The 22,955-nt window shown below is 54.6% G+C and carries 16 protein-coding genes and 1 pseudogene; 9 read left to right on the top strand and 8 right to left on the bottom strand.

Annotated elements, in window-relative coordinates; genetic code table 11:
* The first annotated feature begins 394 nt into the window (after positions 1 to 394).
* Both B3041_RS02430 and B3041_RS02425 read left to right on the top strand, forming a co-directional pair.
* Positions 395 to 1,645: a sensor domain-containing diguanylate cyclase gene (locus B3041_RS02430; protein WP_292968893.1), complete on the top strand. Its 1,251-nt coding sequence runs from the start codon at positions 395 to 397 to the stop codon at positions 1,643 to 1,645.
* Between the two features lie 582 nt (positions 1,646 to 2,227).
* Entirely contained in the window at positions 2,228 to 8,098 is a 5,871-nt protein-coding gene (locus B3041_RS02425; RefSeq protein ID WP_292968892.1) for an autotransporter outer membrane beta-barrel domain-containing protein, read from the top strand.
* Positions 8,099 to 8,154: 56 nt separating this feature from the next.
* Here the strand turns inward: B3041_RS02425 and B3041_RS02420 are convergent, their stop codons facing one another.
* Positions 8,155 to 8,775: a LysE family translocator gene (locus B3041_RS02420; protein ID WP_292969260.1), complete on the bottom strand. Its 621-nt coding sequence runs from the start codon at positions 8,773 to 8,775 to the stop codon at positions 8,155 to 8,157.
* A 579-nt stretch (positions 8,776 to 9,354) separates the two neighbouring features.
* Here B3041_RS02420 and B3041_RS02415 point away from each other — a divergent pair.
* From B3041_RS02415 to B3041_RS02405, 3 genes are all read left to right on the top strand, one after another.
* The gene (locus tag B3041_RS02415; RefSeq protein WP_065647606.1) at positions 9,355 to 9,621 is read left to right on the top strand and encodes a YdgH/BhsA/McbA-like domain containing protein; all 267 of its coding nucleotides are present in this window, start codon (positions 9,355 to 9,357) and stop codon (positions 9,619 to 9,621) included.
* Positions 9,622 to 9,968: 347 nt separating this feature from the next.
* Positions 9,969 to 12,131, top strand: a complete 2,163-nt coding sequence (gene fhuE, locus B3041_RS02410) for a ferric-rhodotorulic acid/ferric-coprogen receptor FhuE (RefSeq protein ID WP_292968890.1) — start codon at positions 9,969 to 9,971, stop codon at positions 12,129 to 12,131.
* A 293-nt stretch (positions 12,132 to 12,424) separates the two neighbouring features.
* Complete coding sequence (locus tag B3041_RS02405; RefSeq protein ID WP_292968888.1) at positions 12,425 to 12,898, top strand: hypothetical protein; 474 nt, start codon at positions 12,425 to 12,427, stop codon at positions 12,896 to 12,898.
* A 242-nt stretch (positions 12,899 to 13,140) separates the two neighbouring features.
* Here B3041_RS02405 and B3041_RS02400 read toward each other — a convergent pair whose 3' ends face one another.
* Positions 13,141 to 13,404 carry a hypothetical protein gene (locus B3041_RS02400; protein ID WP_292968887.1) on the bottom strand — a complete coding sequence of 88 codons (264 nt, stop codon included), beginning with the start codon at positions 13,402 to 13,404 and terminating at the stop codon, positions 13,141 to 13,143.
* 106 nt (positions 13,405 to 13,510) lie between these two features.
* Positions 13,511 to 13,984: a winged helix-turn-helix transcriptional regulator gene (locus B3041_RS02395; protein WP_292968885.1), complete on the bottom strand. Its 474-nt coding sequence runs from the start codon at positions 13,982 to 13,984 to the stop codon at positions 13,511 to 13,513.
* A gap of 117 nt (positions 13,985 to 14,101) precedes the next feature.
* On the opposite strand from B3041_RS02395, the gene B3041_RS02390 reads away from it, so the two are divergent.
* Positions 14,102 to 15,313: an MFS transporter gene (locus B3041_RS02390; RefSeq protein WP_292968883.1), complete on the top strand. Its 1,212-nt coding sequence runs from the start codon at positions 14,102 to 14,104 to the stop codon at positions 15,311 to 15,313.
* Positions 15,314 to 15,796: 483 nt separating this feature from the next.
* Here B3041_RS02390 and B3041_RS02385 read toward each other — a convergent pair whose 3' ends face one another.
* Positions 15,797 to 16,303, bottom strand: a complete 507-nt coding sequence (locus B3041_RS02385) for a GNAT family N-acetyltransferase (RefSeq protein WP_065647611.1) — start codon at positions 16,301 to 16,303, stop codon at positions 15,797 to 15,799.
* A gap of 146 nt (positions 16,304 to 16,449) precedes the next feature.
* Between B3041_RS02385 and B3041_RS02380 the strand changes: the two genes are divergently transcribed.
* From B3041_RS02380 to B3041_RS02370, 3 genes are all read left to right on the top strand, one after another.
* The gene (locus tag B3041_RS02380; protein ID WP_292968880.1) at positions 16,450 to 16,689 is read left to right on the top strand and encodes a hypothetical protein; all 240 of its coding nucleotides are present in this window, start codon (positions 16,450 to 16,452) and stop codon (positions 16,687 to 16,689) included.
* Positions 16,690 to 16,867: 178 nt separating this feature from the next.
* Positions 16,868 to 17,446, top strand: a complete 579-nt coding sequence (locus B3041_RS02375) for a DUF4142 domain-containing protein (RefSeq protein WP_065647612.1) — start codon at positions 16,868 to 16,870, stop codon at positions 17,444 to 17,446.
* 537 nt (positions 17,447 to 17,983) lie between these two features.
* Positions 17,984 to 19,216, top strand: a complete 1,233-nt coding sequence (locus B3041_RS02370; RefSeq protein ID WP_065647670.1) for an MFS transporter — start codon at positions 17,984 to 17,986, stop codon at positions 19,214 to 19,216.
* A 99-nt stretch (positions 19,217 to 19,315) separates the two neighbouring features.
* On the opposite strand, the pseudogene B3041_RS02365 reads toward B3041_RS02370, so the two are convergent.
* The 4 genes and pseudogenes from B3041_RS02365 to B3041_RS02350 all read right to left on the bottom strand — a co-directional run.
* Positions 19,316 to 19,717 (bottom strand): annotated as a pseudogene (locus B3041_RS02365) (glutathione S-transferase); the annotation flags it as partial.
* Between the two features lie 13 nt (positions 19,718 to 19,730).
* Entirely contained in the window at positions 19,731 to 20,336 is a 606-nt protein-coding gene (locus tag B3041_RS02360; protein WP_292968876.1) for a KpsF/GutQ family sugar-phosphate isomerase, read from the bottom strand.
* The gene (locus B3041_RS02355; protein ID WP_065647614.1) at positions 20,333 to 21,973 is read right to left on the bottom strand and encodes an FGGY-family carbohydrate kinase; all 1,641 of its coding nucleotides are present in this window, start codon (positions 21,971 to 21,973) and stop codon (positions 20,333 to 20,335) included. The genes B3041_RS02360 and B3041_RS02355 overlap by 4 nt, the downstream gene beginning before the upstream one ends.
* A gap of 28 nt (positions 21,974 to 22,001) precedes the next feature.
* The gene (locus B3041_RS02350) at positions 22,002 to 22,955 is read right to left on the bottom strand and encodes an ABC transporter permease (RefSeq protein ID WP_292968873.1); all 954 of its coding nucleotides are present in this window, start codon (positions 22,953 to 22,955) and stop codon (positions 22,002 to 22,004) included.

The following is a 22,955-nucleotide window of genomic DNA, read 5'->3' as shown; positions in this document are numbered from 1 at the left end:
AGATATATCACAGTCATAATCAAGGTGTAACTTGATTGCATTATTGATTGCATCAGTTTTTTCTCTAAGTCTGTTTTAGCGCGTCATGACTCCCCGCGTCTGCGCCTGCCGGCGTACAGTAAAGCGAGATTATCAAGGCCCGTAAGCCGGGATCATTCTGTAGCGATTAAAGATTGCAGGCGGGTCAGCCGATAACGCTTCTGTGCTGCGTCAGTTTTTGTATCGGGTCAAAGGAACAACGACGTTTTGCCGAATCGGGCAGGCGTAAAATTATTCTCTGACTGTTATCGTTCTTTTAGGCGCGTGCAGGATAGCAAGCAGGGCGAGCGGGATATCTGCCACAATCAGTTATATGTTTCTTTCGTATCGTCAGAATAAATCAGGTCCAGCTATCATGAGCACAACGATCAAACCTATTTTATCCGCCGTTTGGTCCACCAACACCCTGGGGATCTGTATTGCCAGTCAGGAAAGCCCCGCCGGCCTGATGCCCGCATTGAAAGGCGTTACGCTACGCGAATGGCTCAGCATCGCCCAGGCTGATGAAGATGCAAACATTGCGCTGCTGCTCACTGCGGCGCTGGATCGCGTGTTGCCTTTTCATATTGAAGTGCCCATTAATTGTCTGGATGGCACCCTGCGCCACGTTATTGTGTCAGGGCTGCCGGGCGATCGGTCAGAGGGTTCACACCTGCAGTACAGTGGCTTCGTGCTGGATGTCACCGGACAGCGTAAGGCGCTGGAAGATGCGCTGCGCACGGCGGCTGAGTATCGTCTGCTGATTGAAAACAGCACGGATCTCATTGCTCACTGCGATGCCGAAGGGCGTTATGTCTCTATTTCGCCCTCATACAGCGAAATGATCGGCTGGTCAGCTGAAGAGATGCTGGGTCAGCAGGTCACCGACTTTTTGCATCCTGACGATCGCGCGCCCGCCGCTGCGGTGCTGCACACTATTTTCACCGGCGGTGAACAGCCGGACGTAGTGGAAGTGCACAAGATGCATCGCAACGGCCACTACATTACGCTTGGCACAAAAGCCTGCGGCGTAACCGATCCCTCAACAGGCAAGAATATCGGTGCTGTGCTGGTGTCGCGGGATATCACCCGCGACAAAGAGAAAATGCTGCAGCTGGAGCAGCAGGCGATGCGCGACGCGCTGACCGGTCTGCCTAACCGGGCCTGGTTTTTTAAGCAGGTCGACGGCATGCTTGCACAGCATCAGGACCCGCGCTATGTGACGGTGCTGTTTCTCGATTTAAACGGATTTAAAGCCGTTAATGATTCAATGGGCCATGCGGCAGGCGACAGTCTGCTGCAGCAGATAGGTGAACGGCTGCAAAGCTGTATGGCACCGGATGAGTCAGTCGCACGGCTTGGCGGCGATGAGTTTGTGGTGGCAGCCCGATGCCCCGATCGCAAAGCCGCTTCTGCCATTGCAGAGCGTCTGATTACCAGTCTGAATCTACCTTTCAGCATCGGCAACAGCGCAGTAAGCATCGGAGCCGCAATCGGCGTAAGCCAGGCGCGACCTGCTACTTCATCCGCTAAGCTACTGCTTCAGCAGGCCGACACCGCCATGTACCAGGCTAAAGCACGGCGCGATGTCTCATACCAGTTTTTCTGCTTGCCCTCGCATCTGTAACCGGCCCCGGCCTGGCTGTCAGGCGCGGCGTTCTGTTAATCCCTGATGTGATACCTGACGCGGGTTGTGCGCATGACACAGCACAGCACAGTTTTCACGCGTTTATGCATTTAGTTAATCGGTGTGGCTGTGATTTTTCTGAGTGGTCGCTTAAAAAGCGGTGTTAAAAAACGGTACATTAATTTCTTCAATTTTATTTAATAACTAATAAGTTATTATTTTTTTCAGCTCCAGTGAAATACATAAATACGTAAGGCTTTTATCTTAATTTCTGATTTATGCGCTAACGAAGCGTAAGCCAGGCTGGACAATGCATTAGTAACGTGATGTTATTGTCTGCGCATCGATTACTTTTCCTGCCATTTTCAAAATAAATACGCTCTGCCGATGCCTGAAAGCCATGTTGTGTTTTCAGGCTTTGCTTTTTTCTCAGTTGAGGAAAATATCGTGTTTAAATTAAATCCTGTACTTCTGGCCCTTATTGCAGCACAAGGTATGATGTTTCCGGTTTTAAATGCATCGGCGGAGATCTTAAAACCCTATACGCCTGAAAATAATGATTATAAAGCGGGTGCATTTTATTTGCGTGATGGTTCAGTACAGACGCTGACCGGGCTGCCGCAGTTTACGCCGGGCGAGAGTGGCGTAACCCGCACAACGCTGGGTGAGCTACAGCGTGCGGGCCGGATCGTTACTGATACGCTAACGGGGCAACCCCGTATTAACGTCGGGCAGCAAAATCTGAATATCGTTATTCCCGATCCCGCGAACAACAGCTATAAATCCTTCCACGTTTATGACAGCCTGGCCTTTACAGATTTACCGGGGATTAATACAGAGACACAGGTAGAGGACTTTTATGCTGTAAACGATCGGCAATATATTGATGCCCGCGTCGCCTCAGTTACACGCGGCACGCTTAATATAAATATCGGGCGACCTGACAGAAATGCAGGTTCGGCCACAAATCGCTGGTCAATGGCGGCCAGACAAAGCCAGCTTTTTACCGCGGCGCAGCGCGGTCATCTCAACTGGAACAGTAATAACCGTATTATTTTCACCGCCGTTGAGGCACCTCCCGCTAATAATCAACTGACGCTCAGCAGAGATAGCGTGGTGAATTATACCGGGACGTTTACCGTCAATACGCGGGATGGCGGGGTCACAACGTTCACGGTAACGTCGCTTGCAGAATTGCGTAATTATAATGACTGGCTGATTAATCAGCTCCTGAACGACAATATTACGCAGGAAGCGTATGGCCACGCGTTTAATAAAGCGTTTTCGCTTAATGAAGGTCGCGTGCTTTATCGCACCGGTGCCGCCGACAGCCGTGATGAAGTCAGGCTGCCGGTGGGCGAACGGGCGGTGTTAAGTGCGAACGGTCCTGATGCCAGCGTGAAAATTTCTGCACAGCGTACGCTTGAGGTTATCAACGCCAGCACGGCGATGCAGGCCAGCAATGGCGCTACGGCCATTATTGATGGCAAGCTCGCGGTTACCGGCTCGGGGAGTACAGCGAGCCGGGCGCTGGCGCTGCTTTCAGGCAGTACCGGAATAAATAACGGCACGCTGAACGCGGGCTTCCTGAATAACGCCAGCGGCACAGGCGTGGACAGCAGGACGCTGGGCGATATCGGTAAAGCCGTTGCGGTAAAAAGTGGCAGTCGCTTCATGAATAATGGCGTGATTAATCTTGCTCCCGGCAATGGATCTGAAAGCCGGGAAAGCAGCGCAATCTGGATCGCTCAGGGCAGTGCGGTTAATCGCGGCAGCATCAATGTCGGCGTCACGGACGTGGTTAATAACAGCTCAGCGGCAGGGGTCACGTTAAGCGCTGCAGGGCACTTTGTTAATGCGGAAAAAGGCACGATCGCCATCGGACGGTCGCCGCAAAATCGCAAAACGGACAGGACGCAGGAGGTTGCGGTTAATCTGAGCGGCGGCGTCAGCGGTATTCAGCAAAGTGGTAACAGCAGTGTGATCAATAATGGCCGTATTGTCATCGGCTCCCGCGTGCAGAACGCCGCAGGTATGCGCGTGGAAAATGCACCTTATGCGCTGACGCTGAATAACGGCGTTATCGATATCAACGGACGGGCACAGCCTCAGCCGCTGGAAAACATCGGCATGCTGGTGCTCAATGCCGGGCAGTACGGGCGGGTGGGCAACGCAGGAACAATCAATGTTAACGGTGATAACAGCACCGGCCTGCGCATTCTCGCCACGAAGAACCATAGCGCCAGCGCCTGGTCCGCCGGCACTATCAATGTAAAGGGTGATGCGGACTTGCCTGGCGGCACGCATAATACGGCCGTCCGGGTAACCGGCGAGCAGGGCGGTCAGGCGCGCGCCATGCTGCGTGGACGGATCAATTTACAGGGTGATGCGGCTATCGGCGTGCGTGCAGATGGCAACGCCCGGGTGGATATCGCCGCCAGCGCAGTGCCGCGCGCCGGCGAAGGCCGGAATCAGATCAGTTTTCTTATCCAGGGCCCGGACGCCCGGATCCGGCTGCCCGCCAGCGGCCGCTACGCCACTTCCAGCCCCAACGGGACGCTGTTCCGCCTGGCGGACGGCGCGGACTTTAACGCCAGCGGTACCACTCTCTCGCTGAATGCACCGGGCGCCACCGGCATCGTGGGCAGCGGCCGGGGCAGCGATATCGTAACGCGTAACGCCGTGTTCAATGCGGGAGCGTATGCCAGCGCCGTGCGGATTGAAGGCGGCGCGCAGGGCACCCTCAACGCTGAAACCCGGCTGCGTCTGACCGGCAAAGGTGCCAGCGCTGCGACAGTTGACGGGTATAAATATGATCTGAGCGGTCGCATTATCAGCGCCGGTTTCCTGCCGGATAGCCGCACGCTGCTGACCAGTCATGCGGCTATCCGCGGGCTGGCGGATGGGCAGTCCGGGCTGGTGGCATTAAACCAGGCGCAGCTGATCAATACCGGTCATATCACCTCAGGGGGAGAAGGTTCAGTGGGGATCCTCGCCCGCTTTGGCGCAAAGGTTGTCAATCGGGGGGATATCAGCGTGCTGCGCGGCGCTACCGGCTTATACGCTGGCGGTTTCGCCACGCCGGAGGAGAGCACCGCGACCACAGAAATAACCACCCGCGGCGCATTAAATGTCTATGGCGGATCGGGCAACCGGCAGACAACCCTGGGCGCGGTCGCCAGCGGTGAGCAGGCCGTTCTGAACCAGAACGGCCTCATTAATCTGTATGGCGCCAATGTGGTCGGTGCCCGCGCTGAAAAGAACGCCATCATCAACAGCGGCGCGACAAGCCGCGTGGTGTTTCATCATGACAACCAGATCGGCTATCAGGCCACCGATGTGGACAGCATTATTTTCAGCAGTGGTGGCAGCACTGACGTCAGCACAGCCGGCTCGACGCTTTATCAGGTCAGCAATGGTGGCGATGTGTATGCACGTGAACCTGGCACGATCACGCTGAGCGGAGCCAATACGACCGGTGTGTCGGTCTCGGGCAGTACGTCATACGCCTACCGCACCGACAGGTATAACGTCAATGGCAGGGGCGCTGCGGCGCTGCGCGTCTATGAGCGGGGTGAAGGGATCGTCACCAGTCCCATCGCACTCAACGGCAATAACACCAGTGGCGTAATAACCGCCGGTGACCAGGCAACCGCCTATGCTGCTTCTGATATTACCGGTCGCGGTCGTCAGATCACCGCCTTCGACGCAGGCTACTATTCGGCGATATTCAATCAGTATCAGGGCGTGGTGAATTTAACCGGGCCTGAGAGTACGGGGGCGCGCGTGCACGACAACGCGTCGTTTCTTAACTTTGGCAGCGTGCGTATCGCTTCAGGCACCGGCATTGATGCCAGCAGCGGGTATGGTTACTACTATCCGCGCGAGAGCAGCCGCCTGCAGGTAGATGACGGAATTGCCGCGCTGCGGGTCGGAAACAGTGGCGGTCTGGCGGTTCAGGGCGATGGCCAGGGCTACAGCACAATCACGGCCAGCGGGCGTGCCGATGGCGTGCTGCTGGATAACGGGGCGCAGTGGTTTCAGGCCAGTGATATTACGCTGGGCGCCTATGGCCGTGGCAGCGTTATCAATAACCGTGCCGGGTTAACGGCTATCTCGCTGCAAAATGTGCGGCTGGAGACCGGGCGTGGAACCGGTATCCGGTCAGCGGTCTCTTTTGACGGTGAAGGCTACGCGCAGATTATCGTGGGCGAAGGCGGGACCGGCTATCTGTTTGCGAATGAAGATGGTTCAGCGACGCATAACGATCTGTTTATTGGCCAGGGCTATTCCATCACGGTTCCCGGTAAAGGCACCGCCATACGGGCGAATACGACAGGGGACGTTGTCACTGCGGGGTCCATTGCTATTGAGTCTGCTAACGGGGGATCCGCCGTGGTAACCCGTACCGCCAGACGGGTCATCAATCAGGGTAATATCACGTCGCAAAGTCTCGTTGCGCCTATCATTGATTTGCGCGGCGGTGCGTCTGTCTTTATCAACGAAGGCACCGTAACCGCACCCAATCCACACACCGTGGTGGTGGCCGGGGGGGCGTCCCGGGATGTGGTTGCGCTGCTGGGCGGCAGAGTCACCGGCGATGTGCATACCGGTAACGGTGAAGATACGCTGATCGTTACCGGCGGCACGCTGAAGGGCAGCCTGACCATGGGCAATGGTGCAAACAACCGCGCCACCGTTCAAAACATCAGCCTGCAAGACACCCGGCACATTACTACGGCCGGTGGTGCAGGCAGCACGCTCAATCTGCACGACCTGACGGCGCGCGGCGGTTCCTTTGCCAGCGACGATCCGAAAAAAGGAACCAATATCGGCGCCGGCTGGAGCACGCTGAATTTTTCCGGCACCCGCTGGACGCTCACGGATAACCTTCGCCTGGCGCACAGCACCATCAATATTGACGCGGACTCGACCCTGCAGGCGGGAAATGGTATTCAGCCGCTGCTGCAGGGCGGCAGCGCTACCTCGCTGCAGGTGAATAACGCCGGTACGCTGGACCTGACAAACGGCAGCAGCCAGGCCGGTAACTCGCTGACGATCAACGGCGACCTGACTTCAGTAAACGGCACGCTGCGGCTTAACTCTGCGGCCACCCGCAGCGATATCTTACGCGTTAACGGTAACGTCAGCGGCACGACGCTGATTGATGATGAACTGCGCGGCGCGCCGCTGATGGATCGCAACCGTGACGGAATTATCGGGGCGACAGAGGGTGTTTCGCTGGCGCAGGTGTCAGGCAGAGCCGCTCCGCAGAGCTTTGCACTGAAACAGGGGTATGTGGCTTCAGGCCCGTGGCAATATCGCTTATATAGTTTTGCGCCAGGCAGCAGCGCCGCCAGCCAGCGTCAGCTCAGCGGCAGCGGCGATGATTTCAGCGATTACCGTCTGGCTAACGCATTTGTCTGCGCAGACGGCGTGCTCTGCCAGCCGCAGTCAGGCAATGGCAAAACCGGCCTGCGCAGGGCGGTGACGCCGCAGATCCCGTCCTATATCTCTGCTCCCGTTGGCCTGGCCTGGTACACGCTGGCGATCACTGACGATCTGCATAAGCGGCTGGGCGAACTGCGCCAGCAGCACGATCCCGATGCAGCGGACGGAGAGATGTTTGTTCGCTATCTGGGAGCAAACATGCATTATCAGAGTAGCCGGGGCCTGAGCAATTACGGCTATGATGCTGACCTTGATTACAGTGCGGTACAGCTCGGCGGCAACCTCATCCGTCTGGATGGCGCAGACGATAGCCTGCGCGGGGGTATCGCCTGGACGCGTGGCAACACGCGTATTCGTCCGCATGCGGCAGATGGCTACAGCTCAACTGCATTCGACAGCGACAGCGTGGCGCTGTATGGCACGTGGCAGCATAACAGCGGCCTCTATGTTGACAGCTCGCTGTCATGGAACCGCTATCGTGGTGAAACAGACATCATGCGGCAAAAAGCGGTGGCTTCGCCAGAAGGCAGCGGCTGGGCTGCGTCACTGGAGTCAGGCTACGCCATAGAGATGACGCAGGGATGGCGTATCGAACCCCAGGCGCAGCTGACCTGGCAGCGTCTGGATATGGACAGCCTGACCGATCGGGATCAGACGCGTGTCTCCTGGGATCGTTACCAGCAGACCGTTGGCCGGCTCGGCGCGCGCCTGGACCGTACGTGGCAGGATGAGAGCCTGCGGCAGTACACGCCTTATCTGCGCGTCAATTACTATCACGGCTGGGGCGGAACGGCAAAGACCCGGGCAGGTACGGCTGACGGCACGGACAGCCAGCGTTTTGACAGCGGTAAGTTCGGGCAGATGTGGAATGTCGGCCTTGGCGGCACCGCGACGCTAACCCGGGATGTCTCCCTCTATGCTGAAACCGATTATCGCAAAGAGATTGACGGTAACGGTGCGCGCGGCTGGCACTACAATGCCGGTGTGCGCTGGTCGTTTTAAGCGGGGATATTAGCCGGCCTGAGCAGGATTTCAGGCCGGCTGCGGCAAGAGTGTGCTCAGCGACGGCTCAGGGCCAGACGGGCTGCAAAGGCCAGAAAAATGGCGCCGGTGGTACGATCCATCCAGCGAATAACCTGCTCTTTTCGCAGTATTGTCGCCAGCGGGCGCGTGGCGCTTATCAGTATCATCGACCAGCACGTCCCGATCGCTATATGGATACTGACCAGAATAAACGTCCAGAGTATCGGTGAGTGGCCCTGCGGAATAAACTGCGGCAAAAAAGAGACATAGAAAATGCCAATCTTAGGGTTGAGTGCGTTTCCGAGTACGCCTTTCAAAAACCAGTTTGCGCTATTTTTAGCGGTATGGTCAGCCAGTGTCAGCTGCTTTCTCGGGCGCAGCAGCATGTTAATGCCCAGCCAGCTCAGGTAAAGAGCGCCACAATATTTCAGCATGTCATAAGCCAGTTCTGACACTGCGATGAGTGCGCCCAGACCGAACGCAACGGCGGCTCCCCAGACCAGACAGCCGGTGCTGATACCCAGCGCCGCGTGAACCGCCTGTTTTCTTCCCTCAACCGTTGCCGTTCTCAGGACCAGCGCGGTATCCAGGCCCGGCGTCAGAGTCAGTAACAGCGCGGCAACGCTGAATGCCAGCAGCGCATCCATCATGATCATCATTTATCTCCTTAAGGCAACAGGTTTTCTCTGCTCCCGGGCTGCTAAGCAGCAGGTGTGTGCAGCATCATCTTCCCGGCCAGCGGGCGATCTGCAGCATATAGCGTTCGCGATGAACGCTCAATTACCGCCAGAGCGCAAAACGCACTGCTGCATACCCGACCCGGGGAAATAATCATCGCCCTGGTAATGGCCCGTCATACAGAAATAAATATCCGACGCCGCGATCTGCTGTGATAAAAAAGTTAAAACGGTGTCAGTGATAATAAAATAAAAGAGGCGAAGGTTTGCAGCCAGTAAATATATTAACGCCCGGCTATTCCTGCCGCGGGCTATAAGGGCGGCGGTGCCGGGGCGGATCACATGCTGCCGGAAACGGCCAGGCAGGCTATTGTATTCAGGAAGAAAGTGACAGCTACGGCATCGCCAATGTATTACCCGACAGGGCAGAAGGCTGCAGGTTAAAGCGGGCTGCCCGCATAATTAAAAAATCTCCTGAAATAACGTTGCTTTATTTCTATTCTGAACTATCTGTTTATAGGGACATCCGGTTAATTTTTATTCCACGAGGACTAATGTATGAAACGTAAAATAATGGTCGCTGCTGCTCTGTTTCTGGGAACACTTGCCTCTGGCTCCGTTTTAGCCGCGCAGGAGATCACTAAAGAACAGGCCAGCCAATATCAGGAAGTGGGCAAGATAAGCTCAATGAAAGAGCAGACTGCACCTTCAGATGCCAAAGCTGACCTGTCTAAAAAGGCAGATGAAATGGGCGGTAAATACTACGTGATTACCTCTGCAAAAGAAGGTTCAAAGATGTCAGCTACCGCTACCGTGTACAAGTAAAAGCGGGCCTGTTATATACCAGCGGCAGGCTATGGATGGCCTGCCTGACTTGCTCCGCCAGACCTCCCTGTTATCATCGCTGATACCTGCTGCCTGCCTCACCTTTTCCTGAATTGACACAATTTAACTCCCTGTCATTGCCAGGTTTCCGTTTCTATCCATATGATTCTTCTGTTTTTTACAAAAAGTTACATTTTCGCTGGAATCTTTTAGAGAATTGCTAAAGCAAATGATTATCATTGCCATTCGCATAATGAATCTGGCTTCAGCCTGCCTGTGTTGCACGGATAACGATGATAACCAGCACAGAACGGCTTAACCTTATACCCACGCGTAATGGAAAATTTATGGCTTTTTATAGCAGGGAATCAGGGCTTAACAACCTCTTCAGCATCTCATTACTGGCACTGACCGTACATACTCTTCTTACTCCTGCCCGGGCAGCTGAGGAGGATGCACAGGAGATGATTGTCAGCACTAATCCGGCCGATAACAGTGCGCTCAGTAACCAGAACTATGCGGTGCAGACCACCCGCGCAGGCACGAAATTAATGCTGACACCGCGCGATGTACCGCAGTCTCTTAGCGTCGTGACACAGCAGCGCATGCAGGATCAGGATTTGCAGTCGGTTAATGATGTATTAACCAACGTTACCGGCATATCCACTAATCTTATCGACAGTGAACGCTCTGAGTACTATTCACGCGGCTTCAAAGTCAGCAACTTTACGTTTGATGGTATTCCGGCGTTAGTCAATGACGCATGGAATTACGGTGATGCAGCATCTGACTCCGCCATTTATGACCGCATTGAGATCGTGCGCGGTGCAACCGGCCTGATGACCGGCGCTGGCAGCCCGGCTGCTTCAATCAACATGGTGCGCAAACATGCCGACAGCAAAATCGCTACCGGGACGCTAAGTGCCAGCTATGGCAGCTGGCATAAGCAGCGTTATGTGGCGGATCTCTCTTCTCCGCTGAACGGGGATGGCAGCCTGCGTGGCCGCGTTGTGAGCGGCTACACTGACCAGCAGAGCTGGCTGGATCGCTATCAGAAGACTAAAAAGTTTATTTACGGTGTCATAGATGCCGATCTTTCCGAAAGCACCACCGTGTCGCTGGGGTATGACTACGAAGATAACAACACCGGCAATCCGACCTGGGGTGGTTTGCCGATGTTTTACAGCAACAATGCCACCACGCATTACGATCGCAGCCTGAATTCAGCAGCCAGCTGGGCACGCTACAATACCCACTCCCGTAAAGTCTTTGCAGATATTGAGCATCACTTTGATAACGGCTGGAATATGCATATCAACGGCACGCATGCCGAAAACAGGTTCAGCGATAAGCTGCTCTATGTGATGGGGAATCCCGATCGTGAGAGCGGTGAGGGGACGACCGGCTACGGCAGCATGGATCGCGGCAAGCGTAAACTGGACTCTGTTGATGGCTTTGCCAGCGGCCCCTTTGAGCTGGCTGGTCGTCAGCATCTGTTAATGGCGGGTGCCAGTTACAGTCGGCAGCACAATGCCACTTACAGTCAGGATGGTTTCAGCGATGCAGAAGCACGTGAGATCACTGCTGCAGATATGGGTATTTTTGATAACCACTGGCGCGGTAATGTAGCGGAGCCGGCGTGGCAGGGCTGGTATCGCAACGCCAATGACACGGTCCGGCAGAAATCCGTTTACAGCGCAGCACGTCTGTCGCTGGCCGATCCGCTGTCACTGATTGTTGGCGCGCGCTATACCCAGTGGAGCACCACCGGCAGCAGCGGAGAAATGACCAAGAATAACACCACGCCTTATGCAGGGCTGGTGTATGACATCAATGAAACCTGGTCCGCTTATGGCAGTTACACCGCTATTTTCCTGCCGCAGACCTATCGCGATACCCGTGGCGGTTACCTGTCACCCGTAACCGGGAAAAGCTATGAAACCGGGCTGAAATCTGCCTGGAACGATGGCCTGCTCACTGCCACCGTGGCGATATTCCGTATCGAAGAGGATGATGTCGGTCAGGCGCTTGATGGGGTCTACCTGAGTGGCAGCGAGCAGGCTTATGTCGCCGCTAAAGGTGCTGTGAGTAAAGGCGCAGAGTTTGAACTGAATGGCGCACTGACTGACAATATGCAACTGACGTTTGGTGCCACCCGCTACGTTGCGCGTGACAAACGTGGCCGCTTTAACAGCTACCAGCCGCAGACTTCCTTTAAGCTTTTTACCCGTTATCAGCTGGCTGCCATTCCTGATCTGACCATTGGCGGCGGCGTTAACTGGCAGAATCGGGTATTTAAGGATGTGACCAACGCCAGCGGTGAGAGCGTACGGGTGTATCAGGGCAGCTATCCGCTGGCTTCGCTGTTTGCCCGCTATCAGGTGAATAAGCAGGTTGCCGTGCAGGCCAACCTCGATAATCTTTTTGATCGCCACTATTACAGCTATATGAACAGTTACGTATATGGTGAGCCACGAAATGTGAACGTCAGTGTCTCCTGGCAATTCTGACTGCGCAACACTCAATATCCGCATTCAGGCATGCAACACACTGACATGCCTGAATGCTTCCGTTATTACCCGCACGCTTGTCTCCTTTCTGCACGCTCAGGCCGCTCATCTATACTGACTATTCCAGCCGGACCTGCACCGGCATTCTGCCGGCAATCTAAAGTCCGGCACGCAGGTAAAAAGCGTTTTGATAATGTGGCCGTGTAAATGTGTTTATTACATAGCGCGTTCCTGCCTTATATCCCGGCAGAACGCAAGAAAAAATAAATTTCTCACTATCCGGAAGATCACGAATGAAAATAACGCATTTTGTTTATTCTGCCCTGATTGGCGTTGTCGCCAGCTGCCGTTCAATGACGCCGATGGCAGCGCTTGCTGTGGCACGCCTTGCGAAGCGCGATACCTCTGGCACGCTGCTGCTGCTGGACCGGCCGCTATTTAAATATGGCGCGTTAGCGATGGGGATAGGGGAACTGTTTGGTGACAAAATGCAGTCAGCGCCGGACCGCACTGTATTTCCGGGTCTGTCTGCGCGCGTGGCCAGTGCCGGGATTGCCGGGGCCGCGCTGGCGCCCAGGGGAGAGGAAAAAACCGGGGCCGCGATAGCTATTTCTGCCGCTGTGCCACTGGCTTATGCCACGCTCGCAGCACGCAAAAAAGCCATAGCAGATATCGGGCAGACCAGAAGTGGCCTGATTGAAGATACGCTCGTTGTTGCTCTCGGAGCCGCAGTGGTCTTTTTCGCCACGCGTTCTGACCGTCATTAATGACAGGATGATCCTGGCGGGTCACTATAAAGCGGGTCAGCTCGGGTTTCTGACTGAGGCCAGGATAAGACGTTGATGATGGGGTGGGGGCAGGTTATGTGCCTTTTATCCGTTCCTGCAGGTTTTGCCTGAATAAACAACCGGGTGTCATTCCTGACAGCTTCTCCGGCCGGTACGCGTCGGACGCGCCCGTTATGAGGCTGGCTTATCTTCGTCGTTTTCCGGCCGGAGCCGGGCAACGGTTAGTGGTGTTTTCCGTCGTCGTCCGGGTCTGCTCTCATCGTTAAGTGCAGCCCAGCCTGTTCACGCATATCAGTTTGAGAAAAACCATTAAGCCAGTGTTTGGCTTTTCTGATTTTCTCCGCTCTGACCGCGTTAGCGGCGTTACCAGCCATCAAATCCAGCTCCTCTGTTAAAGTTTGCTGGTTAATGTCCTGTCCCGCCAGTGCAAGGTTGAGTGCTGCCTCTCCGATGACAGGTTTCTCCTGATCGTCGTGTTCAAACACTGAATACACCTTCTGATACGCGTCAATGACAACCTCACCGTTAACTGTAGTTCCGGCATAAATAAAATGCCCGCCCCGGCAACGCATACGGTTTTAAGAACAGGGGTTAACAGTCGTGCTCAGCTTTTTTAGCGGTAATAACGCTGTTACGGTAACAATCAGCGGGCCCAAGGACGCGACCATTTGAGGCACGAACTTCCAGTGTCAACAGCGGCTCGCCGTTAACGTTATCCAGCAACACCGAATGCATTTCACCTTGTTTATACAGGTAACGCTCACCCCATTGCCGCATGGCAACCACAACGGGAAAGACAGATCGACCCATGTCGGTCAGAATATATTCTTTATAGGCACTGCCATCGGAAGCAGGGCTGATCTCAAGTACACCTATCTCAATTAAGTGTTTTAAACGTGTTGCCAGTATGTTTTTTGCCAGCCCCAGGTTTTTCCGGAACTCACTGAATCTGCGCACATCGTCAAACGCTTCACGAAGGATCATGAAGCACCAGCGCTCACCAATCGACTCCACGGCCCGGGCAACAGGACACTCACTGGTCTGAAGCGATTTCTGTTTTGCCATTGCGTCGTCCTTATGTCGTTTTACGCCTGTCAGCATATCCAGCCTGAAAAGAAGTTGCAAAAAGAAACCTATACAGGTAGTTATAAAAGTGGTTTCAAATTAAAACCTGAGGGCAATATGGCTGAGATACCAGGCGGGGCAGCAGACGGCAAAAAAGGCATACCAGCAGAAGACAACCACACGCTTTCCTCCCGGGCAGTCCTGCTGTTTTCGTTGACGAGCGCACTTGCTGTCGGAAATGTCTATATGGTGCAGCCCCTGCTGGAAGCGATCGCTAAAAGCCTGCATGTGGCCCCGGGCTCCCTGGGAAGCGTTGTCGCCATCACGCAAACGGGATATGCGCTGGGCCTGCTGTTACTGGTGCCGCTGGGAGACAGGTGCGATCGGAAAAAACTGGTGATCATTCAGCTACTGCTTTCTGCGGTGGCTTTAACCGTGGCGGCGCTGGCAACCCGTTTTATTATGCTGCTCTGCGGGTTGCTGCTGGTGGGGGTGATGGCCGTTGTCGCACAGGTTATTGTAGCGTGGGCGGCTACCGCCGCCGCGCCGTCACAGCGCGGCCGTGTGGTTGGCAGCATCACCAGCGGTATTGTACTGGGCATACTGCTTGCCCGGGTTGCTTCCGGCATGATTGCGGATATTGCAGGCTGGCGGGCAGTCTATTTCACGGCCGCAGGCTTGTTGCTGATGCTGACTGTTACGCTGGCGGTGCTGATACCAGCCCCGGGTTTACCGCGGTTGCGTGCCTCATATCTTTCGCTTGTGCAGTCCATGTTTGCGCTTTTCATCACCGACTCCCGACTGCGTCAACGTGGAATCATGACTTTCCTGATTTTCACCGCTTTTAGCCTGATGTGGACCTCCATGGTATTACCCCTCGCCGCCCTGTCCGCCTCGCTTACCCAAACCGGTCTGTTTGGTCTGGCTGGCGTGGCCGGTGCACTGGCAGCTTCAAGGGCCGGAATTTGGGCTGACAGGGGGAAGGGTGCCCACATAAGCGCTATTGCGCTGCTGCTGCTGACTCTGTGCTGGCTGCCGCTGGCAGGTCTTGAGAGATCCTGGTGGCTTTTACTCGCGGGCATTATGATGCTGGATTTTGCGGTTCAGGCGGTTCATGTGATCAATCAAAGCGCTATTCTTGCCGCCCGGCCTGAAACGGCAAGCCGGCTGGTTGGCGCCAACATGTGTTTTTACTCACTGGGTAGTGCGCTGGGTGCCATCACAGCAACGCATCTGTATGCGATATGGGGGTGGTATGTAGTCTGCTGCGCAGGCGCACTGATAAGCGTTTGTGCATTACTTTACGGGATAAAGGTATATCAGCAATGAAAGCACATCATCTGCTCTTCGCCAGCATGATCACAATCATCCGGAGCCGCAACTTTTTTGTAAACGTAATAGTTCACTTCGGCAAATTCACCGCGCTCCGCTTGCGTTATTGACTCATTGATCTGCGCTGCGTTCGCCGGGTTGCTAAACAGACCGATCGTTTCTATAAGCGACCCGACCTCTTCCGCATCGATTAGAAAAACATCAGGTACCGGTGTTATTTACCTTAAACGTCCGGTGGGTTTTAAAGCGCACAATATATACACAGATATGCGCTAAGAGCGAACAGTTATACCCTTATCCATTCATTTGAGTGAAGTAAACCATCCGGACAAAGCATCAATAAAGGGAATTTTTGAATATATTAAGTCCCAGGAGGCTGCAAAGTCTTCTGTGGCGTGTTCGTCAAAATATACATTCTGATAGCGTTGCCAGCGTCCGCTTCTGACTTAAAGCAGACCTTGTATCAGAACTGCATTACGGTTAACCGGCGTGAAGTTCGTAAACAACGCAGATCTCATTGTAATGCTGTTCTTTTGCTTTGTAAGTCATGCCTAATCGCTGCATTACTCTATGAGAGGGGATGTTGTCAGGGTCGGCGACAGCCACCAGGTACGTTGCGCCCGCCTGCGTTACCGCGAAATCTATAATCGCTTTAGCGGCCTCCGTCGCATAGCCTTTACCATTCTGTTCAGGAACAAGCCGCCAGCCAATCTCTAAGGGGGCATCCTCAACGTTTGCCAGGTGCTGGAGGCAGGCTGCACCAATAAACACGCCGGAACGCTTATGTTTGATCGCCCACCATGAAAACCCGTATTTATCCCAGCGGGCCTGCACACGCCTGATACTTTCCATGGTCTCTTCCGGGGTTTTAACTACACCTTTGTTGATATAACGCATCACGCTGGCATCATTATCCATCGCCCTGAGCCCCTGATAGTGAGAGTCATTAAAAGGTTCGAGCTGTAAGCGCGCAGTTGCTATTTCCATTTAACACTCCTTTTTATGCGGCGATGTTAACCTTGTGCCCCGCTTTCAAAAAAATAACCTATTACGCAGTAAACAGCATCACCTTCCGGCATAAGCCGGCGTTATTTTCAATGCTGGTTAATGAAATCTTTAAGGGGCCCGGTTAATTGACTGTTATCCTGATCGCCTGTTTCAACCTTATCTCAGATGCCTCAGTTAGCGTTTTTGCCGGGCAGGTTATCCGGCATCCGGCAACGTCAAAATTGCTGGCGCTTGTTCAGGAAGAAACTCCCCCGAAATTCAGTGAAGGTTTAGGAATGTACAACCTGCTTATTGCATTGATCACTCTCAGAAAGAATCGCTTCGTTTTTTTGAAAGCGCGCAGATTTTTCGCGACTCGCTTTTAACGATCTCATTCTGACCTGTCATATGCAGATCTTCCGGGATATAGCACGGCAGGCAAGTCCGGCTCATGCCTCTCTTTTTCCCTGTCTATACTGACTAATGCACTTCTGATTTCCCTGCAAGGCTGTCCGGGGTTAATAGCCTGACGTCAGCCATCGTATAAATATTCCGGAGAACAATATGCATAAGAATAAAACCCTGAAACGCGTGCTGGCTCTGTCGGCAGTAGTAGCAATGTTTAGCACGGCTGGCGTGTATGCTCAGACGCCAGCCAGCGCAGCACAGAATGGCGCTGCCAGCCAGAGTATGTCGGGCGGCAAACTGAGTAACGGCGATGAAAAAGCGCTGAAGGATATGGCGCAGGCCAATATCAATGAAGTCGCCGCCGGCAAAATCGCGCTGAACAAAGCGGAAAGTAGCGACGTAAAAGCGTATGCGCAGAAAATGGTAGACGATCATAGCGCTGCTCTCACCAAAGTTCAGACAGTCGCCGAACAAAAAGGCGTAACGCTGCCAACTGAGCCAGACGCTAAGCACAAAACTATGGCCGCTAAACTGGAAAAACAGAGCGGCGCTGAATTTGACAAGATGTATATGACAAACGCCGGCACTCAGGATCACAAGATGGTGCTGTCGACCCTGCAGAGTGACGCAAAAAAGATTAAGGACCCTGACGTCAAAGCGCTGGCTGACGCGCATACGCCGGTTGTCGAGGAACATCTGAAGTCTGCTCAGGAGATGTCACAAGCCGGTAAATAACTACCTTGCAGGCTCCTGAGATGTAAATATAAAGCGTTGCAGTAAAAACGTTGTGAGTGTCAGCATTAAAGAACAGGCGCGGTTTTTACACCTAAAGAAGCCGCACAACGCCCTCCTGGACGCTGTCGCAAGCTGACACTCACTTTACGGGTTGTTCGCCAGAATAGATCCGCAGCTGATGTTCGCACAGCTACAGCGTCATCATGCCAGATTCCGCTCTCACACAAAGCGGACAGATGCAGACGTCGTAAGTCTTTATCAATCACGCGTATATTTAGCTCTACAGGGTGCAGCAAGATGCAGCCGGGCACTGATGCATCCTGTTTCTGACAATGGATCCTGTATCCTGTATAAAAATCGGGAGAACATCATGCCTGACATGGTCGCCAGATCTGCCAGGTCACTCACTGCTGTTATCCGGTGCGGGTTTATCAGCTAATCGATGCCACCCGGGACAGGCACGGATTCTGCAGCATTAACGGTCCCGGCATCAGACCTTTAAAACCGACTTACTTTCATCTGCAAAGAGACATGAATATGGCTTCGCATTCTACAGAACCCGAACATTCTCCGGCGATCCCTTCCTCAGAAACCGCCGGCTCCGCTCAGGGGTTCCTTGCCAGCATCGTAGGGGCTACAGCGCTTGCGCACGGCTGTAATGACATGATTCAGGCCGTATTGCCCTCAATCTATCCCATGCTTAAGGCAAGCTTTACGCTCACGTACGCGCAGATTGGCCTGATATCTTTTGTATACCAGATAACGGCGTCTCTGCTTCAGCCCTGGGTAGGCCTTTACACCGATAAACACCCCAGACCCTTTCTGCTCCCTGCGGGCATGGGCGTCACCCTCATGGGGATCGGGTTGCTCGCGGTTGCCGGGAATTTCATGATGATTTTACTTGCCGCGGCGATGATTGGCGTTGGCTCGTCCGTTTTCCATCCGGAAGCCTCACGCATCGCCCGGATGGCGTCGGGAGGACGCTTTGGTACCGCGCAGTCCGCTTTTCAGGTCGGCGGGAATGCGGGATCGGCGTTTGGTCCTCTGCTGGCCGCACTACTGATTATTCCTCATGGCCAGCTTTCTGTGGCCTGGCTAATGCTGTGTGCGCTGGTCGCCATTGTCATTCTGACCCGGCTTAGCCAGTGGTCCGCCCGCCACGGTCAGGCGCACATGAAGCGCCACAGCAGCGCCGCGCTGCAGACATTTTCCCGGGCAAAAGTTTTTCAGGCGCTGGCTGTGGTCAGCGTTCTGATGTTCGCTAAATTTACCTATATCGCCTCACTGAGTAACTATTTTACGTTTTACCTCGTGCACCGCTTCAGCATGCCGCTGGAGCACGCGCAGTTCTGCCTGTTTGCATTTCTTGCAGCCGTGGCGGTCGGCACTTTTGCCGGCGGACCGATCGGCGATCGCATTGGTCGTAAGGCGGTGGTGTGGATTTCATTTTTAGGCGTTATCCCTTTTTCGCTGTTACTGCCCCATGTAGGTCTGGTATGGACCATTGTGTTCACCATTTTTATCGGCCTGATCCTCTCATCGGCATTCTCTGCGCTGGTGGTTTACGCTCAGGAAATCGTTCCCGGTCGTGCAGGAATGGTAGCCGGGATCATGTTTGGCACGATGTTTGGTATCAGCGGGCTCGCCGCTGCGGGTCTTGGAAAAATGGCGGATGTCTATGGCATTGAGTGGGTTTACAGCTTGTGTGCTTTCCTGCCTTTGCTGGGCTTCGCTACGCTGTTCATGCCGGATACAAAGCGCAGCCGGTGATACTCTAAAAGTGATACCGTTTCTGACACAGAGCGGACTGATGCCGGGTGGCAAGGTCCGTTATGAGCCAGAGGCGGGTGGTCTATTCCGGTTTTACGCTACGGCTGACTGAATAGCCTCAGCGTCCCGTTTGTCTTCAGGCGTGCGCACCACCCGCCAGAAGACGGGCGCAGTGAATGCCTGCGCAATATTAAGCTTTGACCACTCAGCCCATCGATCAACGTCGGTTTTAGCTAACAGCTCAGCAGGCCAGAAGCTTTCACTCCCATAGCGATGAGCGAGATAACGCAATATCGCGCCTGTTTCCCACAGAGGGGGATTCGCGTCATCCTGCAATACCGGTACAGTACGATTGGGATTAAGGGCGTAAAACGCCTCAGAGTCTGTGCCGCCATACTTATGCCCTGCATCGTGACGTTTATACGGCAGACCCATTTCGCCTATGCACCACATCAGCGCCTGCACATTCGATGATGTTTTCCTTCCCCATACTGTCAGCATCGGGCTCTCCTGTTTAATCCTGTTCGCGCAGCGTTTTACCGACGTTGCCGCCCGGATGAACGTTCAGCAGCCGCTTCTGATCGAAGCCGTTACGCAGCATAATGTTGCCGCACAGCGCATCAAACACCGCCAGCACCAGCACAATAGAGGTAGTGGCTAACATATTAAGCGGGTCGATTTCACGCTGAATATGCGTTTTCACCACCAGCGTGGCGGCGCGGGCAATGGCTGAGTCCGGATTCTCAGTCACGCTAATAATCGTCACGCCTTTGGTTTTAAGCGTCGGCAACAGGCGCGTCAGCTCTTCAGAGTTGCCGCCCCGTGATATCAGGATCATCAGGTCGTTGCTGCGCATGAAGCCCAGATCGCCATGGGCCGCATCGGTAGCGCTGAGATACACCGCCGGCTGCTCGACGCATGCCAGCATGTGGGCGATTTTTCGGGCGGCAATGCCCGAGGTACCAACGCCCGTCACGGCAATTTTTCCCTGGCAGCCGGTGACCAGCATCAGCAGCTGCTGCCAGGTCGCGGCATTGAGATGACGCTGCAGCGCCAGTAACTCCTGGCTGTAGGTCTGCCAGCCCTGACACGCCAGGGCAAATTCTTCATCCGCAGTCATTGCGATTCCCCCTGCATCAGATGCCGGTATTTCATACTGTCGTGATACATCTCATGGAAGACGCGGTACTTACGATCGTAATACTCTTTGATTTTGTTTGTCTGTGGCGTGATGGTCTTACCGATACGGCTCATGGCGGCCATCGCTTCTGGCAACGAGTCATAAGCGCCCGCCGCGACGGTGCCCATCATAGCGCTGCCAAGCAGCATCGCTTCACTCTCTTCCGGCAACAGCATCGCGCAGCCCGTTGCGTTGGAGTGCTCCTGCACAAAGATTGGGTTTTTGATGCCGCCGCCACACGCCATCATCGTATCAATGCAGTAACCATTCTGGTTCATGGTTTCAATAATGTGGCGAGTGCCGAGCGCCAGCGCCTGTATGGTGGCGAGATAATGCAGCGCCATGTCTTCCGGCGTGCGTGACAATTTCAGGCCCGTCAGCGTGCCAGTCAGTGTCGGGTTGGCGCGCGGTGAGCGATTGCCGTGAAAATAGGGCAGCATATGAATATCTTTAGTCAGAAACGCAATATTCTCAGATTCGCCCGCCATGTTGCGCAGAATGCCGTTGAGGACCTCATAAATGTTTTTACCGCTGTCTTTGCCCTGTTTAAGCAGATCCTGATAGCAGGGGTGCGACTGAATCACATGGTCAATCAGCGCGCCGGTAGTGGATTGTCCGCCTTCATTCAACCAGTAATCTGGCAGGATCGCCGAATAATAGGGCCCCCAGATGCCGCCGATATAGCGCGCGCTACGCGACATCGCCATATGCGCCGTAGATGTGCCGCCAATGAGTGCGATGCGGTTGTCAAAATCCGCTGATTCGCCGGATGCACCGCTGGCGCCAAGAATGCCAAGACTGCCTGCGTGAGCATCAATAATCGAGACGCTGACCGCGGTACCCGCTATCAGTCCCATTTCTGCGGCAGCGCGCTGTGTCAGCCCATGCCCCAGCGGCTCACCCATAGCTTTTACTTCGCTGCCGATTTTTGATGCGTTGTTTTCCAGCAAATCTTCCAGACCGATCTGACGAAAATAACCTGGATCCCAGCGGTCTTCATGACCGATATAGGTCCATTTGCAGACGGTGGAACATAACGAGCGCGTAGGGTCCTGCGTGGCGCGCCAGGTAAGAAAATCTGGCAGGTCGAACAGATGCCCGACGTTGTTCCAGGTGGTCGGCATGTGCTGTTTCAGCCAGAGCAGTTTGGGCGTCTGCATCTCCGGCGAGATAATTCCACCAACGAACTCCAGCACGCGATGGCCGGTGGCATTGATGCGTTCTGCCTGAGTGATGGCGCGATGATCCATCCACACTATGATGTTTTGCTCACTGCGTCCGGACGGACTGACAGTCAGGGGTTTGCCCTCTTTATCCAGCACCACCAGCGAACAGGTCGCGTCAAAACCGATGCCTTTCACCTGAATCGGATTGATATCGGCCTGGCTGATTACGTCTCTCACCGCGTTACAGACGGACTGCCAGATCTCGTCGGAAGACTGCTCAACAAAATCAGCTTTCGGGCGGTATAACGTGATTTCACGGCTGGCCTGACCGAGCATACGGCCAGTCATATCGAAAACACCCGCGCGGGCGCTGCCGGTTCCTACGTCTACGCCAATAAAATAACTCGCCATGTTCTTTCCTTTCTGAGAAAGCTTTCGCTTATGATTTTCTGTTTTGCAGTGCGATAAACAGGATCAGGACGCAACCCCACAGCGCCATAGTCAGGTAACTGCTGACGCCCATCAGATTCAGGCCGCTCTCCAGCATTTGCAGGACGATGAGCGCCAGTACCAGCCCGATAACCCGGCCAAAACCGCCGTCGGGATTAATTCCGCCGAGCACAGAGGCCAGAATGGTCACCAGTAAATAGGCGTCGCCGTAGCCCGCTTTCGCCGAGTTAAATTTGGACATCATCAGCAGTGCTGCACCCCATCCGAGCAGCGCAGAAAGCACGTACACTGCGATGGTGACTTTGTGCGTGTTAACACCGCTAAAGCGCGTAGCCTGTTCGTTGGAGCCCATCAGATACAGGCTGCGACCCAGCGTGGTATGTTCCAGCAGCACCCACAGCAGCAGCGCTACCAGCAGGAATAACAGCAGGGCAACCGGAATACCCATCAGGCTGCCATTACTGAGATACTGGATGGCCGCCGGAAAACCGGAAAGCACTGCGCCGTTGGTCAGCAGAATATTCAGCCCGGCGATCAGCGTCATGGTACCGAGCGTCGCCAGAATCGGCGAAACGCCGATATACGCGATCAGCACACCATTGAGCACGCCAATGGCTACCGCTACGGCCAGTCCGGCGAGCAGCGCCAGCGCGAAATATTGCGGCTGGTCAGGGTGCGCCACCAGAATGGCCGCCATCACCAGCGAGCAGGCATTGGCACCGGCGATGATCGAAAGGTTGATACCGCCGGTAAGCATGGTGATCCCCATCCCCAGCGCCAGCATGCCCAGAATCGGTAACTGTGAAGCGATCGACTGGAAATTGCCGACGCTGTAGAAGCTGCCGCCCAGCGTGAACGAGAACAGCACGGCAACGGCGACGATAATCAGCAACTGCAGACGGATGATGCGGTCGCCGGGGAAGAGCCGGTTTAAGGTTGTCAT

Source organism: Pantoea sp. UBA4549 (assembly GCF_002387285.1).
Taxonomy (GTDB): Bacteria; Pseudomonadota; Gammaproteobacteria; order Enterobacterales; family Enterobacteriaceae; genus Pantoea; species Pantoea borealis.
Note: the sequence above shows the minus strand (reverse complement) of the source record. Positions and strands in the feature narration are given on the sequence as shown.